At 68.7% G+C, this 26,011-nt stretch carries 17 protein-coding genes; 5 read left to right on the forward strand and 12 right to left on the reverse strand.

All coding sequences use genetic code 11. The features are described from left to right. Window positions 1-39: 39 nt before the first annotated feature. The 5 genes from mobF to IEY99_RS30975 all read left to right on the forward strand — a co-directional run bounded on the left by mobF (window position 40) and on the right by IEY99_RS30975 (window position 13,009). Window positions 40-4,323, forward strand: a complete 4,284-nt coding sequence (gene mobF / locus IEY99_RS30955; protein ID WP_189207654.1) for a MobF family relaxase — start codon at window positions 40-42, stop codon at window positions 4,321-4,323. Window positions 4,324-4,779: 456 nt separating this feature from the next. Beyond that, window positions 4,780-11,091 carry an RHS repeat-associated core domain-containing protein gene (locus tag IEY99_RS30960; protein ID WP_229799427.1) on the forward strand — a complete coding sequence of 2,104 codons (6,312 nt, stop codon included), beginning with the start codon at window positions 4,780-4,782 and terminating at the stop codon, window positions 11,089-11,091. A 10-nt stretch (window positions 11,092-11,101) separates the two neighbouring features. Next, the gene (locus tag IEY99_RS30965) at window positions 11,102-11,776 is read left to right on the forward strand and encodes a hypothetical protein (RefSeq protein WP_189207656.1); all 675 of its coding nucleotides are present in this window, start codon (window positions 11,102-11,104) and stop codon (window positions 11,774-11,776) included. Then, complete coding sequence (locus IEY99_RS30970) at window positions 11,755-12,381, forward strand: hypothetical protein (protein ID WP_189207657.1); 627 nt, start codon at window positions 11,755-11,757, stop codon at window positions 12,379-12,381. Before IEY99_RS30965 ends, IEY99_RS30970 begins: the two co-directional genes overlap by 22 nt. A 61-nt stretch (window positions 12,382-12,442) precedes the next feature. Beyond that, window positions 12,443-13,009, forward strand: coding sequence for a hypothetical protein (locus tag IEY99_RS30975; protein ID WP_229799402.1), 567 nt, complete (start codon window positions 12,443-12,445; stop codon window positions 13,007-13,009). Window positions 13,010-13,227: 218 nt separating this feature from the next. Here IEY99_RS30975 and IEY99_RS30980 read toward each other — a convergent pair whose 3' ends face one another. The 12 genes from IEY99_RS30980 to IEY99_RS31035 form a co-directional block, all read right to left on the reverse strand. Beyond that, a complete protein-coding gene (locus IEY99_RS30980) occupies window positions 13,228-14,139 on the reverse strand; it encodes a helix-turn-helix domain-containing protein (protein ID WP_189207658.1) in 912 nt (303 codons plus the stop codon). 213 nt (window positions 14,140-14,352) lie between these two features. After that, window positions 14,353-15,060 carry a DUF981 family protein gene (locus tag IEY99_RS30985; protein ID WP_229799403.1) on the reverse strand — a complete coding sequence of 236 codons (708 nt, stop codon included), beginning with the start codon at window positions 15,058-15,060 and terminating at the stop codon, window positions 14,353-14,355. A 37-nt stretch (window positions 15,061-15,097) separates the two neighbouring features. Continuing rightward, complete coding sequence (locus IEY99_RS30990) at window positions 15,098-15,598, reverse strand: MarR family winged helix-turn-helix transcriptional regulator (RefSeq protein ID WP_189207660.1); 501 nt, start codon at window positions 15,596-15,598, stop codon at window positions 15,098-15,100. A gap of 408 nt (window positions 15,599-16,006) precedes the next feature. After that, window positions 16,007-17,044, reverse strand: coding sequence for a M23 family metallopeptidase (locus IEY99_RS30995; RefSeq protein ID WP_444542447.1), 1,038 nt, complete (start codon window positions 17,042-17,044; stop codon window positions 16,007-16,009). Between the two features lie 43 nt (window positions 17,045-17,087). Beyond that, complete coding sequence (locus IEY99_RS31000; RefSeq protein ID WP_189207662.1) at window positions 17,088-17,561, reverse strand: hypothetical protein; 474 nt, start codon at window positions 17,559-17,561, stop codon at window positions 17,088-17,090. Between the two features lie 26 nt (window positions 17,562-17,587). Next, window positions 17,588-17,887 (reverse strand): hypothetical protein, encoded by a 300-nt coding sequence (locus IEY99_RS31005; protein WP_189207663.1) that lies wholly within the window; start codon window positions 17,885-17,887, stop codon window positions 17,588-17,590. Then, a complete protein-coding gene (locus tag IEY99_RS31010; RefSeq protein ID WP_189207664.1) occupies window positions 17,884-18,213 on the reverse strand; it encodes a hypothetical protein in 330 nt (109 codons plus the stop codon). The genes IEY99_RS31005 and IEY99_RS31010 overlap by 4 nt, the downstream gene beginning before the upstream one ends. Before the next feature lie 6 nt (window positions 18,214-18,219). Continuing rightward, window positions 18,220-18,843: a hypothetical protein gene (locus IEY99_RS31015; protein ID WP_189207665.1), complete on the reverse strand. Its 624-nt coding sequence runs from the start codon at window positions 18,841-18,843 to the stop codon at window positions 18,220-18,222. A 1-nt stretch (window position 18,844) separates the two neighbouring features. Further along, window positions 18,845-20,698 (reverse strand): type IV secretory system conjugative DNA transfer family protein, encoded by a 1,854-nt coding sequence (locus tag IEY99_RS31020; protein WP_189207666.1) that lies wholly within the window; start codon window positions 20,696-20,698, stop codon window positions 18,845-18,847. Next, on the reverse strand, window positions 20,698-22,269 hold the full coding sequence (locus tag IEY99_RS31025; protein WP_229799404.1) for a putative type IV secretion/conjugal transfer ATPase: 1,572 nt from the start codon (window positions 22,267-22,269) through the stop codon (window positions 20,698-20,700). Before IEY99_RS31025 ends, IEY99_RS31020 begins: the two co-directional genes overlap by 1 nt. Beyond that, window positions 22,266-23,768: an SCO6880 family protein gene (locus IEY99_RS31030; protein WP_189207667.1), complete on the reverse strand. Its 1,503-nt coding sequence runs from the start codon at window positions 23,766-23,768 to the stop codon at window positions 22,266-22,268. The genes IEY99_RS31025 and IEY99_RS31030 overlap by 4 nt, the downstream gene beginning before the upstream one ends. Before the next feature lie 17 nt (window positions 23,769-23,785). Beyond that, window positions 23,786-25,948, reverse strand: a complete 2,163-nt coding sequence (locus IEY99_RS31035; RefSeq protein ID WP_189207668.1) for a hypothetical protein — start codon at window positions 25,946-25,948, stop codon at window positions 23,786-23,788. Window positions 25,949-26,011: the final 63 nt, after the last annotated feature.

A 26,011-nucleotide genomic window follows, 5' to 3' on the forward strand; every position in this document is an offset into this window, starting at 1 on the left:
ATGTCGATAAGGGGCGGATCGCGTCGTACGCTCGGTGTCATGCTCTCGGTCACCCGCATCGCACCGGGCGCCGGGATCGCGTATCTCACGCGGCAGGTCGCGACCGGCCGCCACGATTTCCGGCCTACACGAAGCGACTCGGTGGTCGCCTACCACGCCGACCCGGCCGCCCACGGGGAGGCGCCGGGCTGGTGGGCCGGGAACAGCCGAGCGATGTTCGGGGTGTCCGGTGAGGTCACCACCACGCAGATGCAGCTACTCATCGGCGAAGGCAAACACCCCATCAGCGCACAGCAACTCGGCCGTCTCTGGCGGCAATACGCGCCGATGGACGACGCCGCCCGGCAGGCCGCCGTCGAGAAAGCGTGGCGAGCGCTGCCGGCCGACGCCACCTACGAACAGATCGCCCAGGTCTGGCTGAACATCTGGACCGCCCCGGAACGCCGCCCGGTCGCCGGATTCGACGTCACCGTCTCCCCGGTCAAGTCCGTCAGCCTGCTATGGGCCTTCGGCGACGACACCGTCAAACACCACGTCATGGCCGCCCACCACGAAGGCATCCGCGCCACCCTGGAACACCTGCGCGCACATGGCGCCTTCACCCGGCTCGGCACCAACGGCATCGTGCAGGTCGACACCGACGGCCTCACTGCAATGGTCTTCGACCACCGCATGAGCCGTGACAAAGACCCCCAACTGCACTCACACATCATCGTCTCGTCCAAGGTCCGCGTCACCCAAGAGGACCGCGAGCACTGGCTCGCCCTGGACAGCCGCGCCTTCTACCAAGCCACCATCGGCGCCCGAGTCGCCTACGAACGCGCCGTCGAAAGCGAGCTCGGGCGGCGCCTCGGCGTCAGCTTCGCCGAACGCGACACCTCCCCCATCCGCGAAGTGGTTGGAATCAGCCCACGGGCCCTACTGCACTACTCCAAGCGGCGCACCGCGATCGAAGCCGAGATGAACACACGCGCCACGACGCCTGGCATCGGCCGCGAACGCCTGACGGCCGGGCGGTGGCGGCGCCGCGCACAGGATGCCACCCTGCGTACCCGACTCGCCAAGGACGGCGCTGAGTCCACCAATCAGGCGGTCGCCCGCTGGCGCCGCGAGGACCGCACCGCCGGGCTCGACACCACCCAGGAGGTCCGCGGCATCGTCGCCGGCCATGTGCGCGACGACGTCGACCGCGACGCGGTGCGGATAATCCGCGGTGCGCAGCTGCGCCGGGACGGACGTGCCGTACGTACCGAGGACTTGCACCTGGCTGCGGTCGACGCCGGTATCACCGACGACGTCCGACAGCGGCTGGTCGTCGACGCCGCGATCCGCCGGCTCCCCCATCTGGCGGTCGAACGCGCCATGGCAGATGTCACCGCTGAGCGGTCCGTGTTTCACATCGATCACCTCGAGCTGGCGCTCGGCCGGGTCCTGCAGGTCTGCCCTACCGACAGTCGTCGAGCTGACTGGCGTCATGTCCAGCAGCTCGCCGCCCAGGCGGTGCGCACGCACGCCGCCGGACTCCGTGTGCTCACCCCGCCCGCGCTCCTCAACTGGGGAAACACGCTGGTACGGGGCAGCGACCGGCAGAACATCTACAGCCGCCACCGCGACCTCAAACTCTCCACCGAACCGGTCTTGGCCGCCGAGAAAGAACTGCTCGCCTACGCCACGCGTCGCGGCGCCATTCCGGCACCCGCCAAGGTGCTGGACCAGGTCGCCGATCGGCTTGAGCTGTCCGATGAGAAACGCGCTGCTCTGCGCTTCGCGGTCGGCGACGGTCGCCGGGTCACCGGCATCGTTGGCCCCGCCGGCACTGGCAAGACCTACCTGCAGCGCGCCGTCGGCGCCGCCGCGCACCAGGCTGGCATTCCCGTGCTGGGGCTGACCGTCGGGCAGAACGCCGCGTTCCTGCTCGCCGCGGCCACCCGCGACGGCGACTACCCGGGTATCCGCACCGAGAACATCGCAATGTGGCTGCACGCCCAACACTCGCCGCCGGACGGCACCGCCGCCGCCGACTGGGCCTTCCACCCTGGGCAGTGGGTGATCCTCGACGAGGCCTCCCAGGTCTCCACCGTCGACCTGGTCCGCCTCACCCAGCTCCTCGAACCTGTCGCCGGGAAACTCATCCTGGTCGGCGACCCGGAGCAAATCTCCGCCATCGGCCCCGGCGGCATGTTCCGCTACCTCGCCTCCCTCGGCACCACCACCGAACTGCGCGAGGTGCACCGCTTCACCGACGCGTGGGAAGGACCCGCCTCCCTAAGGCTGCGTGAGGGCGACACCACCGTGCTGGCCGAATACGACCGCCGCGGCCGGATCATCAGCGGCGACCGGACCGCCCTCACCCGCCGCATCCTCGACGGCTGGACCGCCGACATCTTGCAGGGCCGAACCAGCCTCATCCTGGTCCAGACCGAAGCTGACGCCGCTGACATCGCCGCTCAAGCCCGCCGCCTGCTCATCCGCGCCGGCCTCGTGGATGCCGGGCCTTCCGTTACCCTCGCCAACGGCACCCACGCCGGGGTGGGCGACCTGGTCATCACCCGGCGCAACAACCGCGACCTCATCGCCGGGAGCGCGTTCGTCGCCAACCGCGACCAATGGCGCATCCTCGAACTGAGCCCCGACGGTAGCCTGCGCGTCGAGAACGCCACCACCCGCGACCGCACCACCCTGCCCGCCGAGTACGTCGCCGAACATGTGCAGCTCGCCTACGCCGCCACCGTCGACTCCGCCCAAGGCCGCACCGTCGACATCGCCCGCGCCCTGGTCGACGACACCACCAGCCGCGCACGCCTCTACGTCATGGCCACCCGCGGCCGCCTGCTCAACCAACTCGCCGTCATCATCAGCGACGAACCCCCCGAAAGCCACCCCGCCCAGCCACCTACCGCCGGCATCACCGTCCTCGCCGACCTCCTCCGCGCCGACGCCACCGACCGCTCCGCCACCGAAACCGAACAAACCCTGTGGGCCGACGTCGACGCCCTGCACCACTGGGGACCCGTCTACGACGACCTCGCCGCGCGCGCCATGACACCGCACTACGTCGGGGCCGTCGCCAGCGTGACAGGCGCCCGCGTCGCGGCGCACCTCGCCGCGGACCCCGCCATACCGGCGCTCGCCGCACGCCTGCAAGGTCTCACCGCGGCCGGCTATGACGCCACTGAAGTCCTGCGCGCGGTCGCCTCCGAACGAGAGCTGCACAGCGCGAAAGACACCGCCGCCGTCCTCGCCTGGCGCATCGACCGAACCTACCGAGACCTGCATCCCGACCCGGCCGTGGCCACCAGCCGCACCCACGCCGCCTCCTACACCACCCGCGCCCCACACGTCGACGGCGACATCGGTGACGCGCTACGCAAGGTCGCCGCCATCTGCGACACCCGCATCGACGCGCTCGCCCACCTTGCCGCCGAGCACCAGCCCGTCTGGACCCGCACCCTCGGGACCATTCCCGACGACGAACCCGGACGCCGGCAATGGCTCACCCGCGCCGCCGTCGTCGCCGCCTACCGCGACCGCTACCGCATCACCGGCGACGAACCCATCGGCCCGGAACCCTCCCACCGCGACCCCACCCGCTGGGCAGCGTGGCACCGCGCCCAGACCGTCCTCGGCGTCGCCACCCTCGCCGGGCAGATCAGCGCCACCCCAGACCATGAGCTGCGCGAACTCATCGCACTGCAACGCGCCGCCGACAGGACCGCCCCCGACTACGTCGCCGGCAAACTCCGCGTCGCGCACACCCAGCTCATCGCCGCCGAGCAGCACCTCCGGGACGTACGCCTGGTGCTGGCTACCGCCGAAAGCCGCGCCACCACGGCCGCCCGGCACGCCGCCAAGCGGGCACCGCGTTGGTGGCAGGCCGGTCCGCTGCGCGCCCGCGCTGCCACTGGACACCGCACCGCAAGTACCGCCGCGCTTCGCGCCAGCGCCACCGTTGACCAGCTCCAAGAGCAGGCCTCCAGCGCCCATGACCGTGTCACCGCTGCCCGTCGGCATGTCCACCAACTTGAACAACAACACCACCGGTGGAGCACTTGGTACACCGCAGTTCTGCCGACTCGATACGCAGGCCTCGCCGCTGCCGCCGAAACCGTCCGCCGCGCACAACGGCTCCACACTGGCATCGGAGACCTGGCCCAGGCCCTACGGGCCACGACAGCACGCGTCCGCGCCATCGACGCCACCCGCCCCCGACCGCGCCACGACACCATCTCCATGCAGCTCAGCGAGCTCGCCGATGCCGCCCAGGAACGCATCCTCGACACCGAGCAGGAGGCAGATGCTGATGCTGGACCCGCCCTCGACTGACTCCAACGTCTCAACCTCGAGGACGTCACAGGTACCGCAATCGGCCGAGGTAGGCCGATCGGGGCACACGCGCAGGCTCTCCGACACGGCTCACCATCGATGCTTCCTCTCAAGTTTGTCAGCGGCTTGAACGAGTCGGCGCTTCCCGTCCGTAATAGTCGGAGCGAATGCACGCCCGGCCACGTCAGCGGAAGCGGCATGAACTGTGAATGCAATCCGCCGCAAGGACGCTTTCTTGGTGGGCCATTTGATGCGTAGGCCCCGGTCATCAAGGTTTTGCTTCCCACCTGTTAGTGCCGATCCTGCTTTCCCAGGACTTCACTGACGTCACAAGAAGGCACGAATCCCTCATCCGCCGAGCGCCGGACGTTTGTCAAGGCCGCTCCGGGACGGGTCCCTCTGTCCTAGGTTCTCTCGGTCTTCGCTGTGGGTCCTGGGAAGGGACGGATCTTGTCTGTGTTCGGAAAGCGTGCGGATGCCGCACCGGCGCTAGGGCGTGAATCGCTGGCGCCGTGGTCGAGGCGGTTGGCGTTGGCCTTGCCGGTAACGCTGGTCGCGTCGATGGCCAGCGCGCCGGCTCAGCAGGCCGTCGCAGTGGAGAAGGCGGCCGCGCCCGCGGTGCAGTGCCCGCCTTCACGCCCGGACGAGTCCGCCGCTCTGATCACGGCGCGGATGTGCAACGGCCGAGTGCAGATCGACGAGGCGACCTCGGAGACGGTGGAGGCGTTCGCCCTGCCGTCCGGGCAGGTGGAGCAGTTCGTCAGTGCCGCGCCGGTTCGCGTCAAGCAGCCGGACGGCAAGTGGGCACCCGTGGACCTGACTCTCGTCAAGAACGCCGACGGCACCATTTCGCCCAAGGCGCAGACCTCGGAACTGGTGCTGGCAGGCGCCGAGACCACCGACGAGGCGCATCCACTTGCGGAAGTCGGCACCGGTGCCCACCGGGTTGCGATGTCCTGGTCGGGCAAGCTGCCCGAGCCCACGCTCGACGGTGACCGGGCCACCTACCCTGAAGCGCTGCCCGGCGTGGACCTCGTCGTCCAGGCCACCCGCACCGGGGCAGAGACGTTCTTCGTGGTCAAGTCCCGGGCCGCCGCTGCCAGGGTGGCGAAGCTGACGCTGCCGGTGACGGGTGCCGCCGTGGCGTCATATCGTCAGGACGCCGCCGGAAACGTGGTCCTGCTCGACAACAACGACAAGCCGCTGGCCACCGTCCCCGCGCCGGAAATGTGGGACGCGCGCACGGAGCCCACCACCGGCAAACCAGCCAAGATTCGCAAGATCGCCACGAAGATGGCCAAGCGCGCTGCCAAGGTCGCCAAGCCGAAGAAGGCCACGGACGGCGCCGGCGCGCAGATCACCCTCACCCCGGATCAAGGCTTCCTGAACGACCCGGCCACGCAGTACCCGGTAACGATCGACCCGATCCTCGACCCCGTGTCCACCACCTTCGACACTTACGTCAAGCAAAACGACACCGTCGACCGCGGCGGCGCGAACGACCTGCAGTTCGGCAACCTCAGCGGCAACGTGACCCGTTCCTTCGTGCACTGGGACACGACCCTGCTGCGGGGCAAGCTCATCACCCAGGCGCGGGCCTACTTCTGGAACTGGTGGTCGCCGTCGTGCACCCCGGCCAGCTGGGAGATCTGGTCGACCGACCCCGCCAACTCCGACACCCGCTGGACCAACCAGCCGGCGTGGAAGACCAAGGAAGCCACCTCCACCCTCACCAAGGGCTTCAACACCACCTGCAACGACGCCTGGGTCGACATCGACGCCAAGACGTTCTTCCAGCGCGCCGCGGACTCGGGCGGATCGCGCGGGTACATGGGCATCCGCGCCACCAACGAAACCGACGGCAACGCGTTCAAGCAATTCCGCTCGCGTAACGCCGCCGACAACGCGCAGGTCCCGTACGCGGTCGTTTCCTACAACACCATCGCGACCGTCGGCATCCGCTCGACCACCCCAGCCTCGGCGTGTGCCACCGGCACCGGCCGGCCCTACATCAACTCACTGACGCCTACATTGAAGGCCGTCGTCTCGGACGCCGAGTCCAGCCCGGTAAAGGCCAACTTCGAGTGGTACGCCGCCGGCGGCGCAAAGATCGGTGGCGCTACCACCGCCACAGCTGCCTCCGGCTCCACCCTGTCAACCACGGTGCCCGCAGGCGCCTTCACGAACAACGCTTCGTACTCCTGGCGGGTGCAGGGCACCGACGGTATCGGCAACAGCGCCTGGTCGACGTCCTGCGAATTCACCATCGACACCACCGTCCCGACCGCGGCACCGACCGTCTCCTCCGCAACCTACCCGGCCGGCGGCTCCGGCGGCGGACCCGGCGTGGCAGGTAGTGTCACGTTCGCGGCCAACGGGACCACCGACGCCGCCGCATACGTGTACGGGTTGGACACCAACCCGCCGACTACGGTGGCCAACGCCAGCAGCATCGGCGGCAATGCCACCGTCTCCATCACCCCTTCCACCGCCGGTGCGCACACGCTGTATGTGCGCACCCGGGACCGGGCCGGGAATCTGTCCCCGATCAAGTCCCACGCCTTCACGGTCACCAACGTCATTGGCGCCATGGCCTCCCCGGCCACGGGTGACCTGTCCGCCGGCAAGGTGGTGGTGTCCAGCACCGGGGCCGCCACGTCCACGAGCGTGACCTACCAGTGGCGCCGGGCAGAAACCGACGCCTGGAAGAGCGTCCCGGCTGCGGATGTCAGCAAGACCACCGGCGGCGGGGTCACCTGGCCACTGGCCACCACCGGCAGCGGCAAGTTCCCCGACCTGAACTGGAACGTCGAAAACACGGTCAACGCCGCCGAAGCCGGCACCGACGCCCTCGACGGCCCGCTGCAAGTGCGTGCCTCCTACACCGGCGGCACCGCCGGCACCAGCGACACCGTCCGCTTCGAACTCGACCGCAACCGCGCAGACGCGCCGACCTCCGACATGGGTCCCGGAGCGGTCAACCTGCTCACCGGAAACCTCGCCGTCAGCGACACCGATGTTGAGGCCAACGGCGGGCTTACTGTCGGCCGGACCTTCAACACCCGTCAGGCCGCAACCATTGACCCGTTGTTCGGACCGGGCTGGGTGTCCACCACCGGCGTGCCCACGGGCAACACCTACCGCACACTGACTGCTACGGGGGGCCTGGTCCAGGTTGGCACCCCGAACGGCGACACTCTGGACTTCACCAAGACGGCCGGCACGACCACCTACGCCGCTTTCGCGCCCCCGGTCGGAGACGAGGACCTGAAGCTGGAGTATTTCAGCAGCGGCCCTGAGCGCTACGTGCTCGCCGACGCCGATGGCAATACGACCACCTTCACCCGCAACACCACCACCGACCCCTCCTTCACGCCGAGCGCTTTCGTCGATCTCGGCACCGGCGACACCACCGCACTGACATGGGCAAAAGCCACCATCAACGGGGTCGACATCATGCGGCCTACGCAGGCGGTGGCCCCCGCCCCTGCAGGGGTCGATTGCAAGACCAGTCCGCTCACCACCCGGGGCTGCACGACCCTCGCCTACTCCTACGCCACTGCCACCACCGCCACCACGATGGCGTCCGGCGATTACACCGGCCGCCTCAAGCAGCTGTCCTTCACCGCGTGGGATCCGGCCAAGTCGGCGATGAGCACGGTCGCGCTTGCCCGCTACAGCTACGACAGCAACGGCCGGCTTGCAGCGGCCTGGGACCCGCGATTGGACTACACCGACACCGCCGGCGCGCACCAGCTCGCAATCACCTACACCTACGACGCCGATGGCATCCTGTCCACAATTGCTCCGCCAGCAGAGCAGCCGTGGCAGTTGTCCTACACGACGGTGCCCGGCGACGCCGGCAAGGGACGCCTCGCCAAAGTCACGCGTTCCGCGCTGACCGCTGGCACCGCGGTGTCCACCGTGGTTTATCGGGTGCCGCTGACCGGCGCCGGCGCGCCGGCTGACCTGTCTGCCGCACAGACCTCCCGCTGGGGGCAGAACGTCGCTCCGGTGGACGCCACAGCGGTGTTCCCGCCCACCCAGGTCCCGGACGGCAACCAGGCCACCGGCTCCATGCCGACCAATTGGCGGCAAGCAACAGTGACGTACTTGGACGGCAATGCCCGCCGGGTTAATGCCATGCAGCCCGGTCAGCACCTGACCACCACGTGGTACGACACCTACGGCAATGTGGTCCGCGCGCTGACCGCTAGCAACCGGGTACAGGCTCTCAACATCTCGACCAGCGATGTCGCCGAGACCGAGGCCACCTACGCGTCGCGTCTGTCCACCATCTCCACCTACAGCAGCGACGGACAGCGGTTGATTGACGTGCTCGGGCCAGAACACGACGTGGTTCTGTACAACTGGAGCACCGTCCGTGGTCGCGCCCACACCGTCTACCGCTACGACGAGAACGCAACGGATCCTGACACGAAGTACAACCTGGTTACCACGCAGGTCCAGTCGGTGCAGTACTTCGACAACCTCGGCAAGGTCGTCGATACCGACAGCCGCACCACCACGACCCAGTACGACTGGGATGTGCTCCAGCCCACGGTCATCACCGTCGACCCGCAGGGGCTCGCGTTGAAGACCACTTTGGCTTACGACCCGGTCACGGGGCTGCAAACAGCCTCCACGAGACCGGCTGGCGATGGCACCACCGCGGCAACGCGCACAACCATCTACTACCGGTCAGGCACCGGCTCTGGTGACCCCGCCTGTGACAACCACGCCGAATGGGCCGGTCGCGCTTGCCGGATCGCACCCGCGGCGCAACCGGGAAGCGACCCCGAATTGCCCGCCACCTATACCGAGTACGGCCTGTATGGCCAGCCAACCGTGGTAAAGGAGATCAGCAGCGCCGGTACGCTGCGGACCACCACTATCGCCTACGACGCGGCCGGGCGTTCGAGCACCGTCGCGGTAGCCGCCGGTGCGAGCCTCGGCACGCCGATCAACACCCGGCGCACCGTCTACGACCCCGCAACGGGTCAAACCGTGCGTACGGAGCTGGTGAACGCCGCTGGGACCGTCGTTTCCCGGATCACCCGGGACTACGACAGCCTCGGCCGGTTGACGTCGTACATCGATGCCACGGGCAACACCTCCACGACGAGCTACGACCTTAACTCCCGGCCCCAGAGCAGCAGTGACGGCAAAGCCGGCACGACGTTCGGCTACGACGACACCGGTGAAGGGCGAGGTCTCAACAGCCAGGTCACCGACGCTCAGGGGGGTACCTTCACCGGCAGTTTCGACGCCGAAGGCCGGCTCAAGACCGAGCAGCGGCCAGACGGGTTGACGGTCAACCGGTTCTACAACGAAACCGGCGCGCCGATTGGTATCGAATATCTGCAAGGCGGCACGATCATTTACGCCGACTGGACGGGTTATCAGGCTCAAGGCCAGCGCAGGTATCACTCCGACACCTTCGCCTCTGGGGGATACGAGTACGACGCCGCTGGCCGGCTCGCGTCCGCAAGCCAGAACATCGGTGCAGGCTGCGTCATGCGCGGGTACAGCTTCGACAAGAACAGCAACCGCGAAAGCGTGACCTCCTTCGACCCCAGTAGCGACGGCGGCTGCCAGGGCAGCACGATCGCGACCCAGCGAACGTGGCAGTACGACGCCGCTGACCGCGTCGTCAATTCCGGATACAGCTACGACGACCTTGGCCGGACCCTCACCGTGCCGAGCGCAGACACCGCCAACGGTGCCGGCGACACCAGCATCGGCTACTTCACCAACGACATGGTCCGCACCATCACCCAGGGAACTCGGACCACCACCTACAGCCTCGAAGTGATCGGCGACCGCATCGGGTCCTGGACCGACACCGTCAACAACAGCAGCATTAACCACGTCAACCATTTCGCCGACGACAACGACAGCCCGGTCTGGACGGAAGAAGGCGGCACCACGTACAGCCGGTTCATCGCTGGCTTGGGCGGTATGACGGCGGTGTACAACAGCGCAACAGCATCCACTGACTACTACATCACCAACCTGCACGGCGACATCGTCGCCACCATCCAGCCGGGCAGCCCAGGCGTCACCAGCACGACGATCACTGATGAGTTCGGGAACCCACTCGACTCTTCCCTGGCAGGCAGCACACGTTACGGCTGGCTGGGCAGCGCCCAGCGAGCCACCGATTCCACCAACGGACTCATGCTCATGGGAGCCCGCCTCTACAACTCCACCACCGGCCGCTTCCTCAGCGTCGACCCGGTATACGGCGGCTCCGCGAACGACTATGACTACGGCAATGCCGACCCGGTCAACAACACCGACCTGGACGGACGCTGCGTCTGCTGGGAACCGATCGCCAGAGCGATCGAGCGAGGAATCAACGGCATCATCAATCTTGCATTCGCGATCCAGAATCATTTCATCTTCACAATCGCCCGACTGGTCGGCAAGATGCCGAAGCCGTGCTTCCCGTCCACCCGTAGGGGTAGCTGCGGTTACATAGGCCCCACCTGGGGTTACCAAATCAACTACGGTGGCCGTCCAGGGATTCTCGCGAAAACCGTGTACAAATACGGAATTACCGCCGTCTACCCACCCAGGGATCGCGCCAACGAAAGCAGACGACAATGCCAGAATGATCCCAGGACGTACGGGAAATGCCAGGTCGTCTCGATCCTTCGATTCCCGAACCGGTACGCTGCCAGATACTGGGAGTGGAACATGTGTCTGACTTACGTTCTGCGGTACGGCCAAAGGCCCGTCGGCATGAAGAAGACGTGCAGGTAGGAGTGGCGTCGTGAGTTCTTGGATCTTCCTGTCGGCATCGCACAGGATGCCGACAGGGGTCGATCCCTTGGCTTACTGGCGGGCCACGGTTGTTGTCGCAGAGAGTGTCGAGGACAGGCTCAACCGCTGCTTCGCCGGCGCGGCATGGCTCAAGCAGCGGTTCCCGGCCCGCAGTGCCGTCATGGTGCACCTGCTACCGCATGACGACACGTCGGTGAGCGTGGAGTATCTCAGGAAGAAGAACTGCGGAGGCCCGAAGGAGATCCGCTGCGGACTCCGTATCCCATCTTCCTGGTTCTCCGACCCGCACGTGGGAGACGGGCTGACCGGGCTACGCCTCTTCCAGGCTGTACAGCAGGCACTGCACGCGATCGGCGAGGAATACGGCATCGGCACACCCGCGGCCGTCGGCCCGAGCGCCGGTCGCAGTCGGCCCGAGCTGGAGGATCCGTTCCGTCCACGACCGTCCGGACCCTCTCGCTACGCCGCGGCCGCGGTCCACCTGCAACGCCTCGCACACAGCACCGATCCCGATCAACTGTTGCTCGTCGCGAAGGAGCCCCTATCCGGGATCGTGACCAGGCAGCACCAGACAGTGCTCGATGCCCTCGGCGCGGTTGGCGCACGGCACACCGTCGCTACGCCTGATGGAGAGGTGACGGCATGGACCATCCGCATCCGGTGACCTGGACACTTCAGATTCCTAGCCTTCCGGCGAGAAAGTCCAAGACGCTGCACTCCGCCGTCAATACCACTCAACATTGCCTCACCCTCTGGGACGACTTCCTCACCCGGGCGACGCCACACGCCGTCGGCATCACGATCACCGTCACGGACGACACCGACACCACGCCTGCCGTGACGGCCCGCCTCGACGCCGCTCGCGGGCATCTGGAACTCGTTGTAACGCTCAGCGCGCTCGAGGAGAACGCAAATCAGATCGCTACCCGACTACTCGACGCGGTCGTACCCGCGCTCGTCACCATCGCCGAGCACCACCCCCAACCCGAACCGATCATCGTCTGGCAACACGAGGATGTGAACGACCCGCCGCCAGGCGACGAACATGACCTGGCTACTGCGCTGGAACTCCTCGACGAGGAGAATCAGCTACTGCTCATCAGCCGCCTTGACGGCACACCAACCGAAGAGCTCGATCCACACCGCCGAGTCGACGACTACATCGACGAACGACTGGAATGTCGCGGCATCGCCGGACGCGCAGATGGCGGCGTCGCCGGCTCGACCGGATATTGGCTCTTGGAAATCTTCCCCGGATCGGCCGGCTGACAGAGTGCCCGAGAAGGTTAAATCGCTGAGAGGTCGTCCGGGCAGCAGGTCTTGGGCACGCATGGCTGGTGTGATCGTGTCCCTAGTCGCAGGGACCTGCTTTGCCGGAGGGTGCATTCCGGGCGCCTTCGACGACGGATGTGGCACCGGGGCGAAACCTGCGCTCGCCGCTTCCGATGAAGAAGGCCGGCCGAGCCGCATCGCCATCAATCACGACGACTTCGACGCGCGATACGTTGGGCGCCTCACGGACGGCCGCCAGTTCTTCTTGACCACACCCTTCTTGCCCGGCAAGGACGGCTCTGACATCAACCAAGACTTCATGGCCGTGTACCTGTTCGACCGGGACGGGCGCTTCCTGGAAGCCAAGATCGACGAACTGAATGTTCCCGACAGTCTGGACGGTGCCGAGGTGGAGCAGGTCTACCAAGCCCGGCTTAAGGAACTCGGCGAGGTCACCTTCGGCCGGATCGAGGTGGAACCGTTCGCCGTCACCCGCTTCGGCGCCGAATTCGGACTCATCGCTCAGGCACCCGAAGACCTGGACGACATCTGGTGGGTGACCGCGGAGCCCGGCAACTACATGGCCTTCGCGGCGCCGTGGGACTGCGGCATCTACGACACCTAAGCCACTGGCGTCAGGGCGCCTGACGACGATGAGCAGGACCGAACCACGCCATCGCCGCCGATAGCAGCGTGCCGATGGCGCTGCAAGCACTCGTGTCGCGGGGAAACGGGCGAACCTCCCACGCGTGAGCGATGCCTCATCCATTGAGGCCATGCACCGTCGGGCCGCCATGCCAAGTTCGCCAGCGTCGATTCGAATGATGCGGCCCCAACCGATCATCATTTGTCCGCTGCGATGCGTTCGGCGCGGCAAAGGCCACACGTGACGGCCCGGTGGCCACGATGGTCGCGGCACATCTCTTCCGCGGGGCGCGGCAGTGTTGGTCGCGCCTCCATCACGGTCTGCACGGCCGTGCCCCGGAAGCCGGGGCGGAGCTCGAGGGTGACTTGTTCTCGGCGCATCCAATTACGCCAGGCGGCCGTCCAGTCGGTCTTCAGGCCCCGAGGGCTGGGTTGGGCTTTCCAGTAGTCGATGAAGGCCTCGGTGGCGACGTGTCCGACGTTGGGAGTGTTCGCACACGCCCAGGAACGCATCTCCTCGGTGGGCCGGAAGTCGTCGGGTATCCGGGACCCTTCGCTGGCGTCCTGGGATCGAGAGCGGAGGGAACCCGTCGAAACGCGGTAGGCAGCGCGCGTGGGACGGTCTCTGGAGATGGAACTCTCCGGAGGAGAGTTCTTAATAGATGCGTGTCCGCCTGGCGGCCTGCTGCTGTCCGCCAGGCGGACTGCCCGTGTACCGCTTGGCGGACAGCTCGCAGTGTCCGCCAGGCGGACCTGTCCGCTGGGCGGACTACCGGGCGCCTTGGCACGGCGGCGTGAAGCGCGCTCGGGCTTGGCCACACTTGGGACACCGATGAGCAAGGTGTAGTGCGTGCGGCTGCTGTTACCGCCCTTGGTGGGCCGGTCGCGTTTGACCCAGCCGGCGGTTTGCAGCACGTCCAGCCACTCAGCGACCGTGGACTTCGACAAGCCCGTCATAGTGCTCAGCGTGGACAACGCCGGGGTATGAGCGGTCGGGATGGCGCCAGTTTCCCAGTCGGCTTTGACGGCCAAGGACAGCAGCAGGTGACGTGCCGGAGCGGGCAGGTCAGAGTTGAGCACCGCATGCTGCAGGGCCAGCACGAACCGCACGCTGAAGTCCCCCTTCGTTAGCAGCGGGGATTAGTCGTCGACTGACAGACCGGTGTCGCCCCTCTGCGGGATGAATCCTTGTCGCCCATGACGAGAGCACTGCCCCCTGGAAGGGGCTGGCGAGACGCCAGGTCTGGGACTTGTGGTCAAAGCCGTCCCTACGGCGTATCGGCCGAGAGGTTTCAGAACCGCGAAGATGCCCACAACGGCGTGCTACCAGCGGTAGTCCGCGCCGCCGGGGACCATGTTGATGACCATGCCGGTGTGGGTGTAGAAGTTCATGGCGCTGAACGCGGTGAAGCCGAGGCCGGCGACGGTCCAGCACCAGTAGAGAGTCAGCCAGGTCCGGCGTCTTCGGGGGTCGAGGGCGAAGGGAAAGAGTAGGCAGCCAAGGGCCGCCGGGCCGTAGAGGACGGCGATGAAGAAGGTGTTCTCAACGACCGGATAGTCATGCAGGAGCCCGGTGATGGGTTCGGTGGCCGGCGCGGCGCCGATCACGTTGAAGCGGGCGATGGCCAGGGTGCACCAGACCAGCACGGTACCGAGGATGAAGATGACCCAGCTGATCGACGCCAGCAATCCTGGTAGGCGCGGCTGATCGACGGTGAGGGTGTTGCGATGGCCGAGGTACCAGGCGGCGGCGAGCAGGATGACGCCGAGCATCAGTGACGGTTCGCCGAAGATGGTGTCGATGTAGGGCTTGGCCGGGGCGAGGGGATGGCTGATCGTCATGACGAAGCCCAGGCCGGTCAGCAGGGCGCCGAGGACGCCGAATGTTGCGGCCCAGCCGCTGGGTTCTCCTGGTTCGTGGACGAGTTGCAGTGGTAGGTGTTCGCCGCGGAGGGTGGCCCAGTAGCGCGGGACCAGTAGCAGGGCGGCGCCGGCACACACGCCGATGAGTGTGTTGAACATGATGAGCATGCGGGTTCTCCAGGCGTGGAGTTGAGCGGAAGCGGCGCTAGGTCCCGTGTGCTTCGGCCGTAGCGCGCAGCACGGCGAGCGCGCGAGCACCGAGGCCGGGGACTTGTCCTACGAGCAGCCGTTGCTGTTCCTCGGTGATGCGGGGTCGTACTTCGTGCAGGACCTGCCAGCCGACGCTGGTGGGGCGCAGCAGAACGTGGCGGTGGTCGCCGGGGTCGACGCTGCGGCGAATCAGGCCGCGGGCGCTGAGCGTGCGCACGGCGACGGTGACGGTGGATTTGGAGATGCCGTTGGTCGCTGCGACGGTGCGGGTGGCGATGGTGCGGTGCGCCACGACCAGGTGCAGCACGTCGTAGGTGGTCCAGATCAGGTCGGCGGGGCGCAGGACGGTGTGCTCGAGGTGTTGCCGGACCAGGTTCGCGGTGCGGCACAGTGCGGAGACGATGTCGCCGTCGTCGACCTTGCCCGGCCGTCTCGCCCGGGAGTTCGCGGGTTCGGCGAAGTGTGGGGCACCGTCGTCGACGGGTGTTGAGCTCATGAGCGGCCTCGCAGAAGTCGGGACAGCCATCGCGGCCAGGCGATCGGTTTGCGGTGGATGCCGCGGTGTCGTCGGGGACGAGGCGGTGTGCTCCCCTCCTCGGAGGATGTGGGCGCGGGGTCAGGTGGTTGATCGGCAGAGTGCGACACGGTGGAGCCCTCCGGTCGTGTAGGGGTTCAGCGGGCGTACGAGGCGGCGCCGCGTGTATGGGTGGTTCCGTCTTCGTCGTCAGCGGCGGCGATGTCGCGCAGGTGTCGGCGCTCGCGGCGATGCCCGTGCGCCGGAAAGCGACGGAACGCTGGCAGGAGCACCGGGGCGTAGGGCCTGCCGACCGTCGAGTGATGAGGCCGGCTGCGGTGCGACCAGGGCAACGTGGTCGGGAACATGAGGTGTCCGTTCTTCAGGGCGTCAGCGGCCGAGCGGCGCGCCGACCTGCCGCATGAACGCCACGGGGTCGTGGGCGTTGCTGCTGTCCAGGGCGCAGTGGCCGGCGTCGCAGGTGACGTCGCGATGAATCTCGAAGTGCAGGTGCGGACCGGAGGAGTTTCCGGAGGAACCGACCAGGCCGAGGGCGTCGCCGGCGTTGACGCGCTGGCCGCGGGAGACGTCAGGTCTGCGGACCATATGGCAGTACCGTGTCGCGATCCGATTGGCGTGCAGCACTTCGACGAACCAGCCACAACCGAGGATCTGTGGGCTGCCGTCGACGTCGCAGCTGCCGGTGTCGTTGTCACAGCCCGTCCACACAACTGTGCCGGCGGAGGCGGCGCGGATGACGGTGTGGCGCTTCGCGCTCAGGTCGACACCGTCATGTGTAGGCCGCTCGGCGGTGCGGAATCCGGAGCCGACGTCGGCGCGCACGGGCTGCGTCCAACCGCCGGGAGCGACGACGACGGGCGGGCCGCAGTCGGCCAGGCTGGCTCCGGCCAGGTCGGTGATGGAGGCGACGCCGGCGACGGCGACGACGACCTTCTCGGCGTCGTTCTCGAATTTCGCGTACCGGTCGGGGTAGGCCGAGCGCTGCACGGTCTGCGCCGCCACGGCTAACGGCAGGGTCTCCCAGTTGTCCACGCGTGTGAGCGCGTTGTAGAACTTGCGGGAGGCGTAGACCGGATCGGTGAGCTGGGCGACGGTGCCCCATCCTTGGCTGGGGCGTTGCTGGAACAGCCCGACGGAGTCGTGGTCGGTGGCGACGCTGGAGTTGATCAGCCGGGATTCGGTCATCGCGGTGGCGACCGCGATGACGTAGGCGCGCGCGGGTAGGTGCATCTCGACGCCGGTCGCCACGATGATCGCGGCGTTGCCGATCTGCGCGTCCGTCCACGGCCCGATCGCGCCGGGATGCTGGCGCGTGGTGGCGGGTCCGCTGCTCCCCCGTGCGGTGGAGGCGCAGGCATCGGCGGGTGTGGGCGTGGAGAGCACCGCGACGATCGGCAGGCCACACATCAGCAGGACAGCACCGAGGATGGCGGCGATGAGCCAGGTGCGCTTACTCACCGGCGGCCTCCCGCGGCTGCATTGTTGCCACCAGCCAGCGGCCACCGGTGTGGGTGCAGGTGACCCGCACCGTTGCGGTGTCGGTGGGGACGTCGGCGACGACGACGGCGGTGGTTGAGGACACCACCACGGGTGGGCCGGTGACCGTGTGGGCGGGAATGTTGGCGGGCTCGACGGTGGTGAGCAGCTGCCGGTATGCCGGCGTCACGTAGGGGGTGACACCGGCCAGCCAGTTCGTGGCGTCGAGGTCGGGTCGTGCCCATGCCCGCACATAGGCCTGCACTGTGAGCAGGGCCTGCGGTGGCGGTGCCGCAGTGGGTGCGTCTCCGGTGCCTTCGTATGCGTTGTCGTGTTCGGGGTGGGTGGGTGCTGTCGGCACGATTTCGGCGGCGGTTGAGGGGCCGGTGGTCGGCTGCGGCGATGCGGACGTGGTGCAGGCACTTGCGGCCCCCACCGCCAGCGTCATCGCGGTAAGCAAGGCCCGGCGCGTGGTCACTGCACGGCCTGCCGCTCGGACGTTTGGGGCTGGTCGACGGTTTCGGACGGTTCGGGCCAGCCGCCGAGAGCGTGGTTGGCAAGGGCGGCCATCGCGCGCAGGCGGTGGTGCAGATTGGTCAGGGCGGTGGTGCGGGCGTGCGGCCCGTCGGCGAATGGTGCCTCGAGCAGGGCGGTGCTGATGGCGGCGCCGTGCGCGTTGAGCTCGCGCAGGGTTTGCAGGTAGCGGGCGCGGTCGTCGCTCGGCTCCGGCTCGGCCGCCGCGGCGGCGTGCAGGTCTGCTGCGCTGGTGATCATTCGGTCTCCAGGTCGTGGTCGGCGGGATCGGTGGGCGGGTCGTTGTCGCCGTCGAGCTCGCCGTCGGTTTCGTAGTCCTCGCGCATCTCGTGCTCGGTCTCGTGTTCTGCTTGCAGGTCGCGGTCGGTCATCGGCGTGTGCTCCTCGGGTTCGAGGGCGGGTGTCCGGTCAGCGGCTGGTGCGGGCGTGGGGTTGGCATCGGTGTTGTTCTCGGCTTCGCTGGTCAGGGCGTCGTAGAAGCCTTCGATGAGGTAGATCTCGTTGCGCAGGGCGGCGACGAGGTCGGCCCAGTCGGCAGCGGAGGCGACCTGCGCGGGCTGGGTCATCGCCGGTCACCTCCGGTGGTGGGGTGGTGGGGGGCGGTGGGCGACGTCGGCTTCGGCGATGTCGTAGGCGCCGGCACGCCAGGTGTCGGGCCAGTCGAGGTCGAGTTGCCGGGTGGTGTGGGTGCCGTTGCGGCAGCGGGTGTAGTCGTCCCACTCGCGCAGCCGCATCCGGGCGCGCGTGAAGCGCTCGTGCCACGCCAGCGGGGCGGCGGCGTCGGCGGTTTCGTCGTAGGCGGCGTACCAGCCGGCCGCCAGCGCGGTGAGCTCCTCTACGAGGGCGGGGTGCTGCGGCCAGCAGGACGGCAGCTCTTCGACGAGCTGGTAGCGCTCGACGAGCCAGGCGACCCAGCCGATAAGCCAAACCCAGGCTTGCGACGCGCCCGTGTGGTCGAGTTCGGCCCAGCGCAGCGGCCACGGGATCCCCGGCGGGGCTCTGCGCTTCCTGGCGCCCGTGCCGGCCTGCTCGTCGACGCGCTTGTGCAGCGCCTCGTGTTGTTCGCGCAGCGCCGCGAGTTGGGTGTGCAGCTCGGTCATGGAGGCGAGCAGGCCGTGCAGGCCCTGGCCGAGGGTGGCGATGGCGGCCATCTCCGGCGGAGCCTCGTCGGGTAGCTGGTAGGTGAAGTCGTCCATGTCAGGCCGCCTTCGCCAGGCGGCGGCGAAACGCGTCGCGGCCGGCGGTGAGCTGGTCGGCGTCGGGGCGTTGCCACCAGGCCGGCACGCTGAGTTCGACCGGGGGCAGGTTGCCGACCAGGGCGATGGCGCGGCCTTCGGGCAGGGTGCGCAGCTCGGCGAGGTCGAACAGGTTCTCCCGGCGCACGTTCTCGGTGACGCTGGCTCGGCCGCCGCCCCAGGAGTGTCCGGAGGACACCTCGTTGACCTGCCCGGCGAGGGATTGGGCGTCGCGTAGGCCGGTGACGTCGCAGGAGCCGCCGATGAGCAGGCGGGCGCTGGCGGAGTCGAGGATGGCGCGGCCGCCGTTGTCGCCCCAGCGTTCGAGGATCTGGTGGGTGTTCTGGGCGAACACATTGACGGCGATCCCGCTGCCGCCTCCCTCGTTCATCAGCGACGGCAGTGAGGGTAGGGGTGCGATGTTGGCGATTTCGTCGCCGATGAAGTACAGCGCGGGTTCGATGCGGCCGCCCGGCGCGGTCAGGGCGAGGCGTTTCGCCTGGTAGAGGATGTCTTCGCTGAGGGCGGCGAGGAGCGGGGCAATCAGGGCTTGGGCGTCGCGGGTGCCGACCAGGTAGATGGTGCCGGACTCGCGTAGCCAGTCGACCGGTCGGAATTGGGTGCCGCGCGGTGGGGAGCAGGCGGTCAGCACGCGGGGGTCGTTGAAGGCGTCCAGGGCGCCGGCGACGACGGTTTGGATGGTGTCGCGGGCCCGGCCGGTGGTTTCGCGGTGCCGGGCGAGGCGGTCCGCCCAGGCATCGACGCCGTGGGCGCGCAGGATCCGTTCGGGCCGGCTGTTCGCCGGGTTCTGGGACCAGGCGAGGACGTCGAGCATGGTGGCGTGGTCGTCGAGGGCGGCGGCGTGCAGCAGGCCGCGCAGGATGGTGGCCGCCTGATCGCGGAACCATTTGCCGTTCTCCACGCTCTCGTCGCCGATGCCAGAGCCGGCGGCGAAGCCGTTGGCGCGCAGCATCGCCACGATCGGGTCGGCGGCGCCCTCGATCGGTGACCAGGCCATGCGCGGCACGCCGCGGATCTCGCCTTGGGGTTCGAAGATGTGGACCGGGCCGATCGTCGCGCGGTGCTCGTAGGTGACCTCGGCGACATCCAGGCGGGTGGAGGTGGTCAGGACGGCGCCGCGGGCGTCGGCGACGGCCGGGATGACGTAGCGGGTGGTCTTGTTGCCGAAGCGCGGTACCGCGGCGGCGAGCAGGGTGTACTCGTTGGCCAGGTACAGCGGTTGGTCGGTGAGGATGTCGGTGCCGAGGAACCGGCCGGTCTCCAGCGGATCCTGCGCGCGGGCGTGCTTCGCGGCGCGGACGGTCGCGTCGTCGTCTGGGGTGACGGTCAGGCCGGGGCGCACCACGTCGACGCGCGCGGTCACGGCGTCGGCGGTGAGCACCCGGTGCAGGTCGCGGCGGTGGGCGAATCCCCGGCGGCGCACGTGCCGGCGCGCCACGGCGAGCACGGGTGCGGTGATGCCGGTGGCGGCCGCGCTGAACGTCAGCGCCCATAGCGAATAGATCAGCCAGGCGGGGCCGAGCTGCCTGCGCGCCGCGGCGGGCCACGCCTGGGCCGGGTCGGCAGTGTGAGCGGGCAGATGCAGGGCGATGCCGGGCGCCGCGCCGATCGTCGTGTCGGGCCAAGTGGCGTGGGTGAGCAGGCTGGAGAGCTGCCCGGCCCACCACAGCGACCCGACCGCGAGGGGGGTCAGGGCGGCGATGATGCCCAGCAGAGTCAGGCGGACCAGGATGTCGGCGCGGGCTAGCCCGCGCCGCGGCACATGGTGGCCGGGAGATGACAGCGGCGCGGGCATCAGTTCGCCTCCTCGGCGCCGGTGGAGGCGGCTTCGAGGCGGTGGTCGTAGTCGGCGTCGGACAGGTCGTCGACGCCCTCGACGTACTCCATGCGGCTGTCGGTGTGCACCATCGGCGTCTCCAGTCGTGACAGCTGGTGCTTGACGACGAAGGACCGGTTGCCGATCTTCCACAGGCCGACGCCTTGGCGCAGATACCGCAGCAGGTCGGTCTCCACGTCGGAGGTGCCCAGGAACTCGCGGGCCTGCTCAAGGCTGCCGACCGCTTGGCGGTAGGAGACCCGCACGCCGGAGTCCTCGATCAGGCCGCGGGCGATGCGGACCTGTTCGGAGTCGGCCGCCCCGGATGCGGCGAGGTCGGAGAAGCGGTGGAACGCGAGCACGTTGGCGATGCCCAAGGCGCGGGCGAGTTTGAGTTGTTCGCGCATGCGCCGGATCAGCGGCAGATGCCGGGCGATCAGCGCGAACTCGTCATAGACACACACCCGCGGTGGCGCGCCGGGAACAGACAGCTCGGTTTCGAGCCAACTTTGGGCGCAGGTCAGCGCCATCGCGGTCATCTGGTCGGAGCCGCGGATGGTGCGCAGGTCCAGGATCGCGCCCGGCTCATCGAAGTTCAGGCGGGCGTTGGACTCCGTGGGCCCGTCGAAGACGCCGCCGAGGGCACCGGAGATCAGTCGTTCCAGGGCCAGGCGCACCCGGCGGGAGTCGTGGATGAACACCTGCAGCGGGTAGTGCAGCTGATCGAGGCGGTGCTGCCATCGTGCGGCGTCACCCATCACCGCCAGGACGCCGCTCAACGTCGGGGTCGCCATCCGGTCGCTGCTGGTGGCGTCGCCGGTGATGGCGTCGATGGCGTACTCGATCAGCGAGCGTTCCGCCTCGCTCAGCGGCTGTCCGAGCTGAATTTCGAGCAGGCCCTCCAGCAGCAACAGCCGACGCGAGCGTTGCAGCTGCAGCCATTGCGGTTCGGTCTGCTGCGGGTGCCGGCGGATACCGGCGAGGGGGTTCATGATCACTCCGAGACCGGGGCCGATCCGTACGGGGGTGATGCCCGCGGCGGCGGCGAGCTGGTCGTACTCGCCCTTGTAGTCGGTGCCGTAGAACCGGGTGCCGAACGGGATCCCGCGAAACGCCAAGGTCTTCAGCAGGCTGGACTTGGCGGTGCCGATCTCCCCGGTGACGACCATGTTCGGCGCCGTAACGATCTTCGCCCGGTACAGTTCGTGCAGGCTGAACGTGAACGCCGACCGGGAGTACACCTCCATACCGATCAGAGGGCCGTCGACGGGCAGGCCGGGGTCGGCGACGAACGGATACACCGAGCAGAGCTGCGCGGAGGTGGTGACCAAAGGGGGCAGCCGCAGCCGCCAGAACACCCGCCCGGCCGCACGACCCGAGCCGCCGCGCTTGCCGACCGGGGGCGGGCCGAGCAGCCGCGCGCTCTGCCGGGCGACCGCGCGTTCTTCGCGGTCGACCGCTGCCCGTGCGCGGGCGTCGTCGCGGGCCTGCGCCCGTGAGCTGATGCGGTCGGCGAGCGAGCCCTCGTGGCGCAGCCGGCGGCCGGTCATGCCGACCATCCCCGCATCGGCTTGAGCCCGCGAGCCAGGGGCAGAGCGCCGGCGGCGAACGCCTGGTCCTGCTCCCCCGCCAAGCTGACGGCCTCGCACCCAGCGCGCGACAGGATCCGCTTGACGCTGCGCACGTCACGCTCGAGGGACTTCTCCGTGGCGGAGGTAACGGTGACCAGCAGCGCGTAGCGGTACCGCACGTGGCCCTGGGCCTGCTCGCGGTCGATCTGCTCGACCGCGCGGGCCTCATCGTCCTCACGCGCCGTGCGGACCAGCCGCAGTTTGCGTTTGGTCAACTCGTCGCCCGCCCGGGACACCTTGTCGCGGCGGGCGGCGAGCTGCGCCAGCGCGGCCGGGACCGGTTGAGCGAGCAGGGTGACGGTGCGCCGGCACGTCGTGCGCGTATACAGCGGCGTCAGCCACGTCGCCCCCATCTTCTGCCGCGGCATCTCCGCCACCCACAAGGTGCGCGAGTAACCGGAGTCGTGCTGGTAGGTGTGCCAGCCGACGGTACGGGCGGCGACCGGGCCTGCCAGCCGCGGCGCCACACCCGATCCGATGCCGCGGTGGCCGCCGCGCAGGTCGACGACTTCCTGATCCTGTGGGTCGAACTGGGTCCGGATCACTGCGGCGTAGGCGCGCGGGGACAGCCAGCCGCCGGTGGTGATGCCGGCCTCGGTGACGGCCGCGTCGATCCCGGTCAGCCGGTCCAGCACGACCGCGGCGATCGCCGCGTCGGTGCCGCCCGCCTCGGTGATTTCGGCGGACATGCGGGCGAGGTCGAACACCACGGTCAGCGATGTCTCGTGGCGTTGCGCTGCCGGCGCCGCGGCCGCGGTCAGCTCGGCCAGCGACCCGTACGCGGAGCTGGTCGTGTCGACCGTGCGATGGATCAGGTACCGCTGGGCGCGGTTGCCCGTGTCCGGTACGGCCCGGCTGCTCAATCCCCAGCGGATCAGGCCGGTGTCGGCGTACTCACTGCCGAGGATCTGCAGCACCTGCGCCCAGTCGACCAGCCGCCGCTCCTGCACGCTGCGATCGGCCAGGACGAAGTTGGAGCCGTAACACGCCAGCGTGGCGGTGACTGTGCGTTCTTTGCGGTGGTGCAGCAGCCCGATCTGGGTGTGGCCGTCCGATGCGGTTGCAGCCAGCCATACGTAGCCTGCGGCTGGGCCGGGCAGGTCCATGTGCGCGGCGGCGTTCGCGGCGAACGGTCCCCCGCGGTACTGGTCCTGCCCGGTCCACCGTTGCAACATGGCGCCTGCGACGACCGGTAGCCATTCGGTGATGCGCCGGCCCTTGAGCCGCAACAGGCCCAACGTGACCAGCAGCGCCGCGAGCGTGAACAGACCGATGGCGCTCCACCGGCGGCCGAGGGTCAGCAGGTTCAGCCCGATGACCGCGGTGATGATGCCGGCGACGACCATCGCCAGCTGCGACCAGGCGAAGCCCAGGACCGCTCCCCTGCTGGAACGCGGCGGGAACTGAAACTGGATCACGAATGGTTCTCCCGTCTCTAGAGCGCCACGATCGCGGCGTCGGCCGCGCCCGAGGCGGCACCACCAGACCCGCCGCCCGCGCCGCCGCCAGCGCCCGTTGGGCCTGGCTCGCCGCCGCCGCGCGGACCGCGTGCTGAGGTGTCGTCGTCGGTGCCTCGATCCGGGTCGCTGCCGGACACCAGGGCCGTGGTGGCAGGCTCCTGCGCAACCGGAGTGCCCTCCCCCGACTCCTGGGGGCCTGCAGCGGAGCCGCTCGCGCTCGGCGAGTCCACGCCTTCCCCGGCGGTTGTGCCAGCAGCGCCGCCTGCGCCGGCTACGCCACCCGGATCGGCGCTGCCCGTACCCGGCGCGGCATCGCCTGCAGCCTCGCCGGGTGCTGCGCCACCCGTACTCTTCGCGTCCCGCGGGGAGTCGCTCGCCGGCGACGCGCCCGGTGACAGAGCGTCGGCTCCGGTGGCGTCGCCGGGCACGGTGAGCTCGCCGGTGGCGGCGTCATGGCGGGCATTGTTGGTGCCGACCTGCACGGCCTCCGCCTCATCCGCGTTCGGCCGATCGTTGTCGCCCTTCTCCGCGACGCCTCCCGAGGTGTGCTCGGAAGTAACCCCTAGCTCACTGACATCGCCCACCTGGCCGCCGTCGTCGCTGGTCTCGATCGCTTCGGCCGCCTCCGAGACGGGACCGTCCTCCAGGCCGGCCATCTGGCCAGGGGTGGTGGCGATATCGGCGCTGATGGCGTTCATCTGCCCGGCCGCCTCATCACCCGGACCGCCGCCACCTGCGGACAGGCCCCGGGTGAGCCCGTCGCCGAATCCCGCACCGATGTCACCAGCCGTGCCGGTCGCCGACAGCACCGCGCGGGCGTTGACGTCGGACAGGTAGCCGTCCCACATGGTCGTCAGCCGCAGCAGGATGCCCGGCGTCAGCACCATCACCCAGATCAGCAGCAACGCCTTCAAGCTGGTGAACAGGTCGGACTCGTACGCCGAGCGGCTACCGTAGATCCACAACGCAGCGATGAAGAACTTGGAGCTGGCCAGGGCGTTGACGGTCCAGAACCAGCGGCGTCCCCAGTGCCGGGTCTCCGGCATGACCTGACCGGTCATCGCCATCGCTCCGAACAGCGCCGCGCCGGTGGTCAGCAACCCGCGGAACAGCATCATGATGAACAGCAGGATCAGCCCGATGATCGACATGAAGGCGATGCACAGCGCGACGAAACCCGTCCCCGCGCCGCCGGACAGGGCGGTGATGCCCTTCACCCAGCGCGAGGGATCGTACGGGGTGCGCGCATTGTGCTCGATCAGCGCGTTGGTGGCCGTGTCCCAGGCCTGCACGATGATGAAGGCGATCCCGCCCGCGAAGCTGATACCGAGGATCGCCCGTATCAGGCCGCCGATGCTGGACAGCGGCCCCGGACCGTTGACGCGCAACCCGTTGATGATCGTCGAGATCAGGAAAAAGATGAACACCAGCAGGATCAGCACACCGGCGAGGCTGTTGTAGACGGTGTAGAAGGCGTCGTCGGCCGCGGCGATGGACGTGGTGGTGAACACCAGCTTCGCCAGCCAGGACAGCATCACGACCATGCCCTGCACGACCAGGTCGACGAAGCCTTGGATCCCGGCACCGACCCCCGCGGCCAGGGCCTCCCTCACTCCGGCCGCGACCTTGCAGGCGACGTCGAGGGCATCGCAGGCATCGTCGTCCGGGGTAGATGCGGGCGCCGGCACGAACAGGGCCGCGACGTATTGCGGCGTGAGCTGGACGCACTGGTCGTGCTTGGCGGTCCACGCAGCGGCCTGCGCCGGCTCAGCCTTGACCTTGTCGATGAACAGGCCGCACGCGACCAGGGCCGCGTTGCCGCTCGCGTCAGGTGGCCCGTCGAGCAGCACCGAGGCGGTGTTGTCCGGCGCCGGGCTGGTCAAGGTCAGGGACGCGGCCTCGCACGCGGCGCGCAACGGCACACCGACCGTGCTGCAGCGGGTCAGCCAGTGCGACGCGGCGCCAGCGGGCGGGGTGTCGGTGTGTACGGCCCAATCCATGCACCACGCCGTCAGGCCACCGTTCTTCGCGGCGCACGCGCCACCGGACGGTGGTGGAGTGGGAAGCGTCGGCGGTGCAGGGGTCGGCGTCGGCGCGGCCATAGCCTGACCTGCACACGCGAGGACGCCGATCAGCATCGTGCAGAGCAGCAGGACCGCGCGGACGGTGGCTCGGCTACGAGCGGTACGTGCAGCATCTGG

Source organism: Couchioplanes azureus (assembly GCF_014648355.1).
GTDB classification, from domain to species: domain Bacteria; phylum Actinomycetota; class Actinomycetes; order Mycobacteriales; family Micromonosporaceae; genus Actinoplanes; species Actinoplanes azureus.

Excerpts from the sequence above, each read along its gene's own strand:
- mobF (WP_189207654.1), top strand. The coding sequence starts at position 40 with ATGCTCTCGGTCACCCGCATCGCACCGGGCGCCGGGATCGCGTATCTC.
- IEY99_RS30970 (WP_189207657.1), top strand. The coding sequence starts at position 11,755 with ATGGACCATCCGCATCCGGTGACCTGGACACTTCAGATTCCTAGCCTT.
- IEY99_RS30975 (WP_229799402.1), top strand. The coding sequence starts at position 12,443 with ATGGCTGGTGTGATCGTGTCCCTAGTCGCAGGGACCTGCTTTGCCGGA.
- IEY99_RS30985 (WP_229799403.1), bottom strand. The coding sequence starts at position 15,060 with ATGCTCATCATGTTCAACACACTCATCGGCGTGTGTGCCGGCGCCGCC.
- IEY99_RS30990 (WP_189207660.1), bottom strand. The coding sequence starts at position 15,598 with ATGAGCTCAACACCCGTCGACGACGGTGCCCCACACTTCGCCGAACCC.
- IEY99_RS30995 (WP_444542447.1), bottom strand. The coding sequence starts at position 17,044 with ATGTGTGGCCTGCCGATCGTCGCGGTGCTCTCCACGCCCACACCCGCC.
- IEY99_RS31000 (WP_189207662.1), bottom strand. The coding sequence starts at position 17,561 with ATGACGCTGGCGGTGGGGGCCGCAAGTGCCTGCACCACGTCCGCATCG.
- IEY99_RS31005 (WP_189207663.1), bottom strand. The coding sequence starts at position 17,887 with ATGATCACCAGCGCAGCAGACCTGCACGCCGCCGCGGCGGCCGAGCCG.
- IEY99_RS31010 (WP_189207664.1), bottom strand. The coding sequence starts at position 18,213 with ATGACCCAGCCCGCGCAGGTCGCCTCCGCTGCCGACTGGGCCGACCTC.
- IEY99_RS31015 (WP_189207665.1), bottom strand. The coding sequence starts at position 18,843 with ATGGACGACTTCACCTACCAGCTACCCGACGAGGCTCCGCCGGAGATG.
- IEY99_RS31020 (WP_189207666.1), bottom strand. The coding sequence starts at position 20,698 with ATGCCCGCGCCGCTGTCATCTCCCGGCCACCATGTGCCGCGGCGCGGG.
- IEY99_RS31025 (WP_229799404.1), bottom strand. The coding sequence starts at position 22,269 with ATGACCGGCCGCCGGCTGCGCCACGAGGGCTCGCTCGCCGACCGCATC.
- IEY99_RS31035 (WP_189207668.1), bottom strand. The coding sequence starts at position 25,948 with ATGCTGATCGGCGTCCTCGCGTGTGCAGGTCAGGCTATGGCCGCGCCG.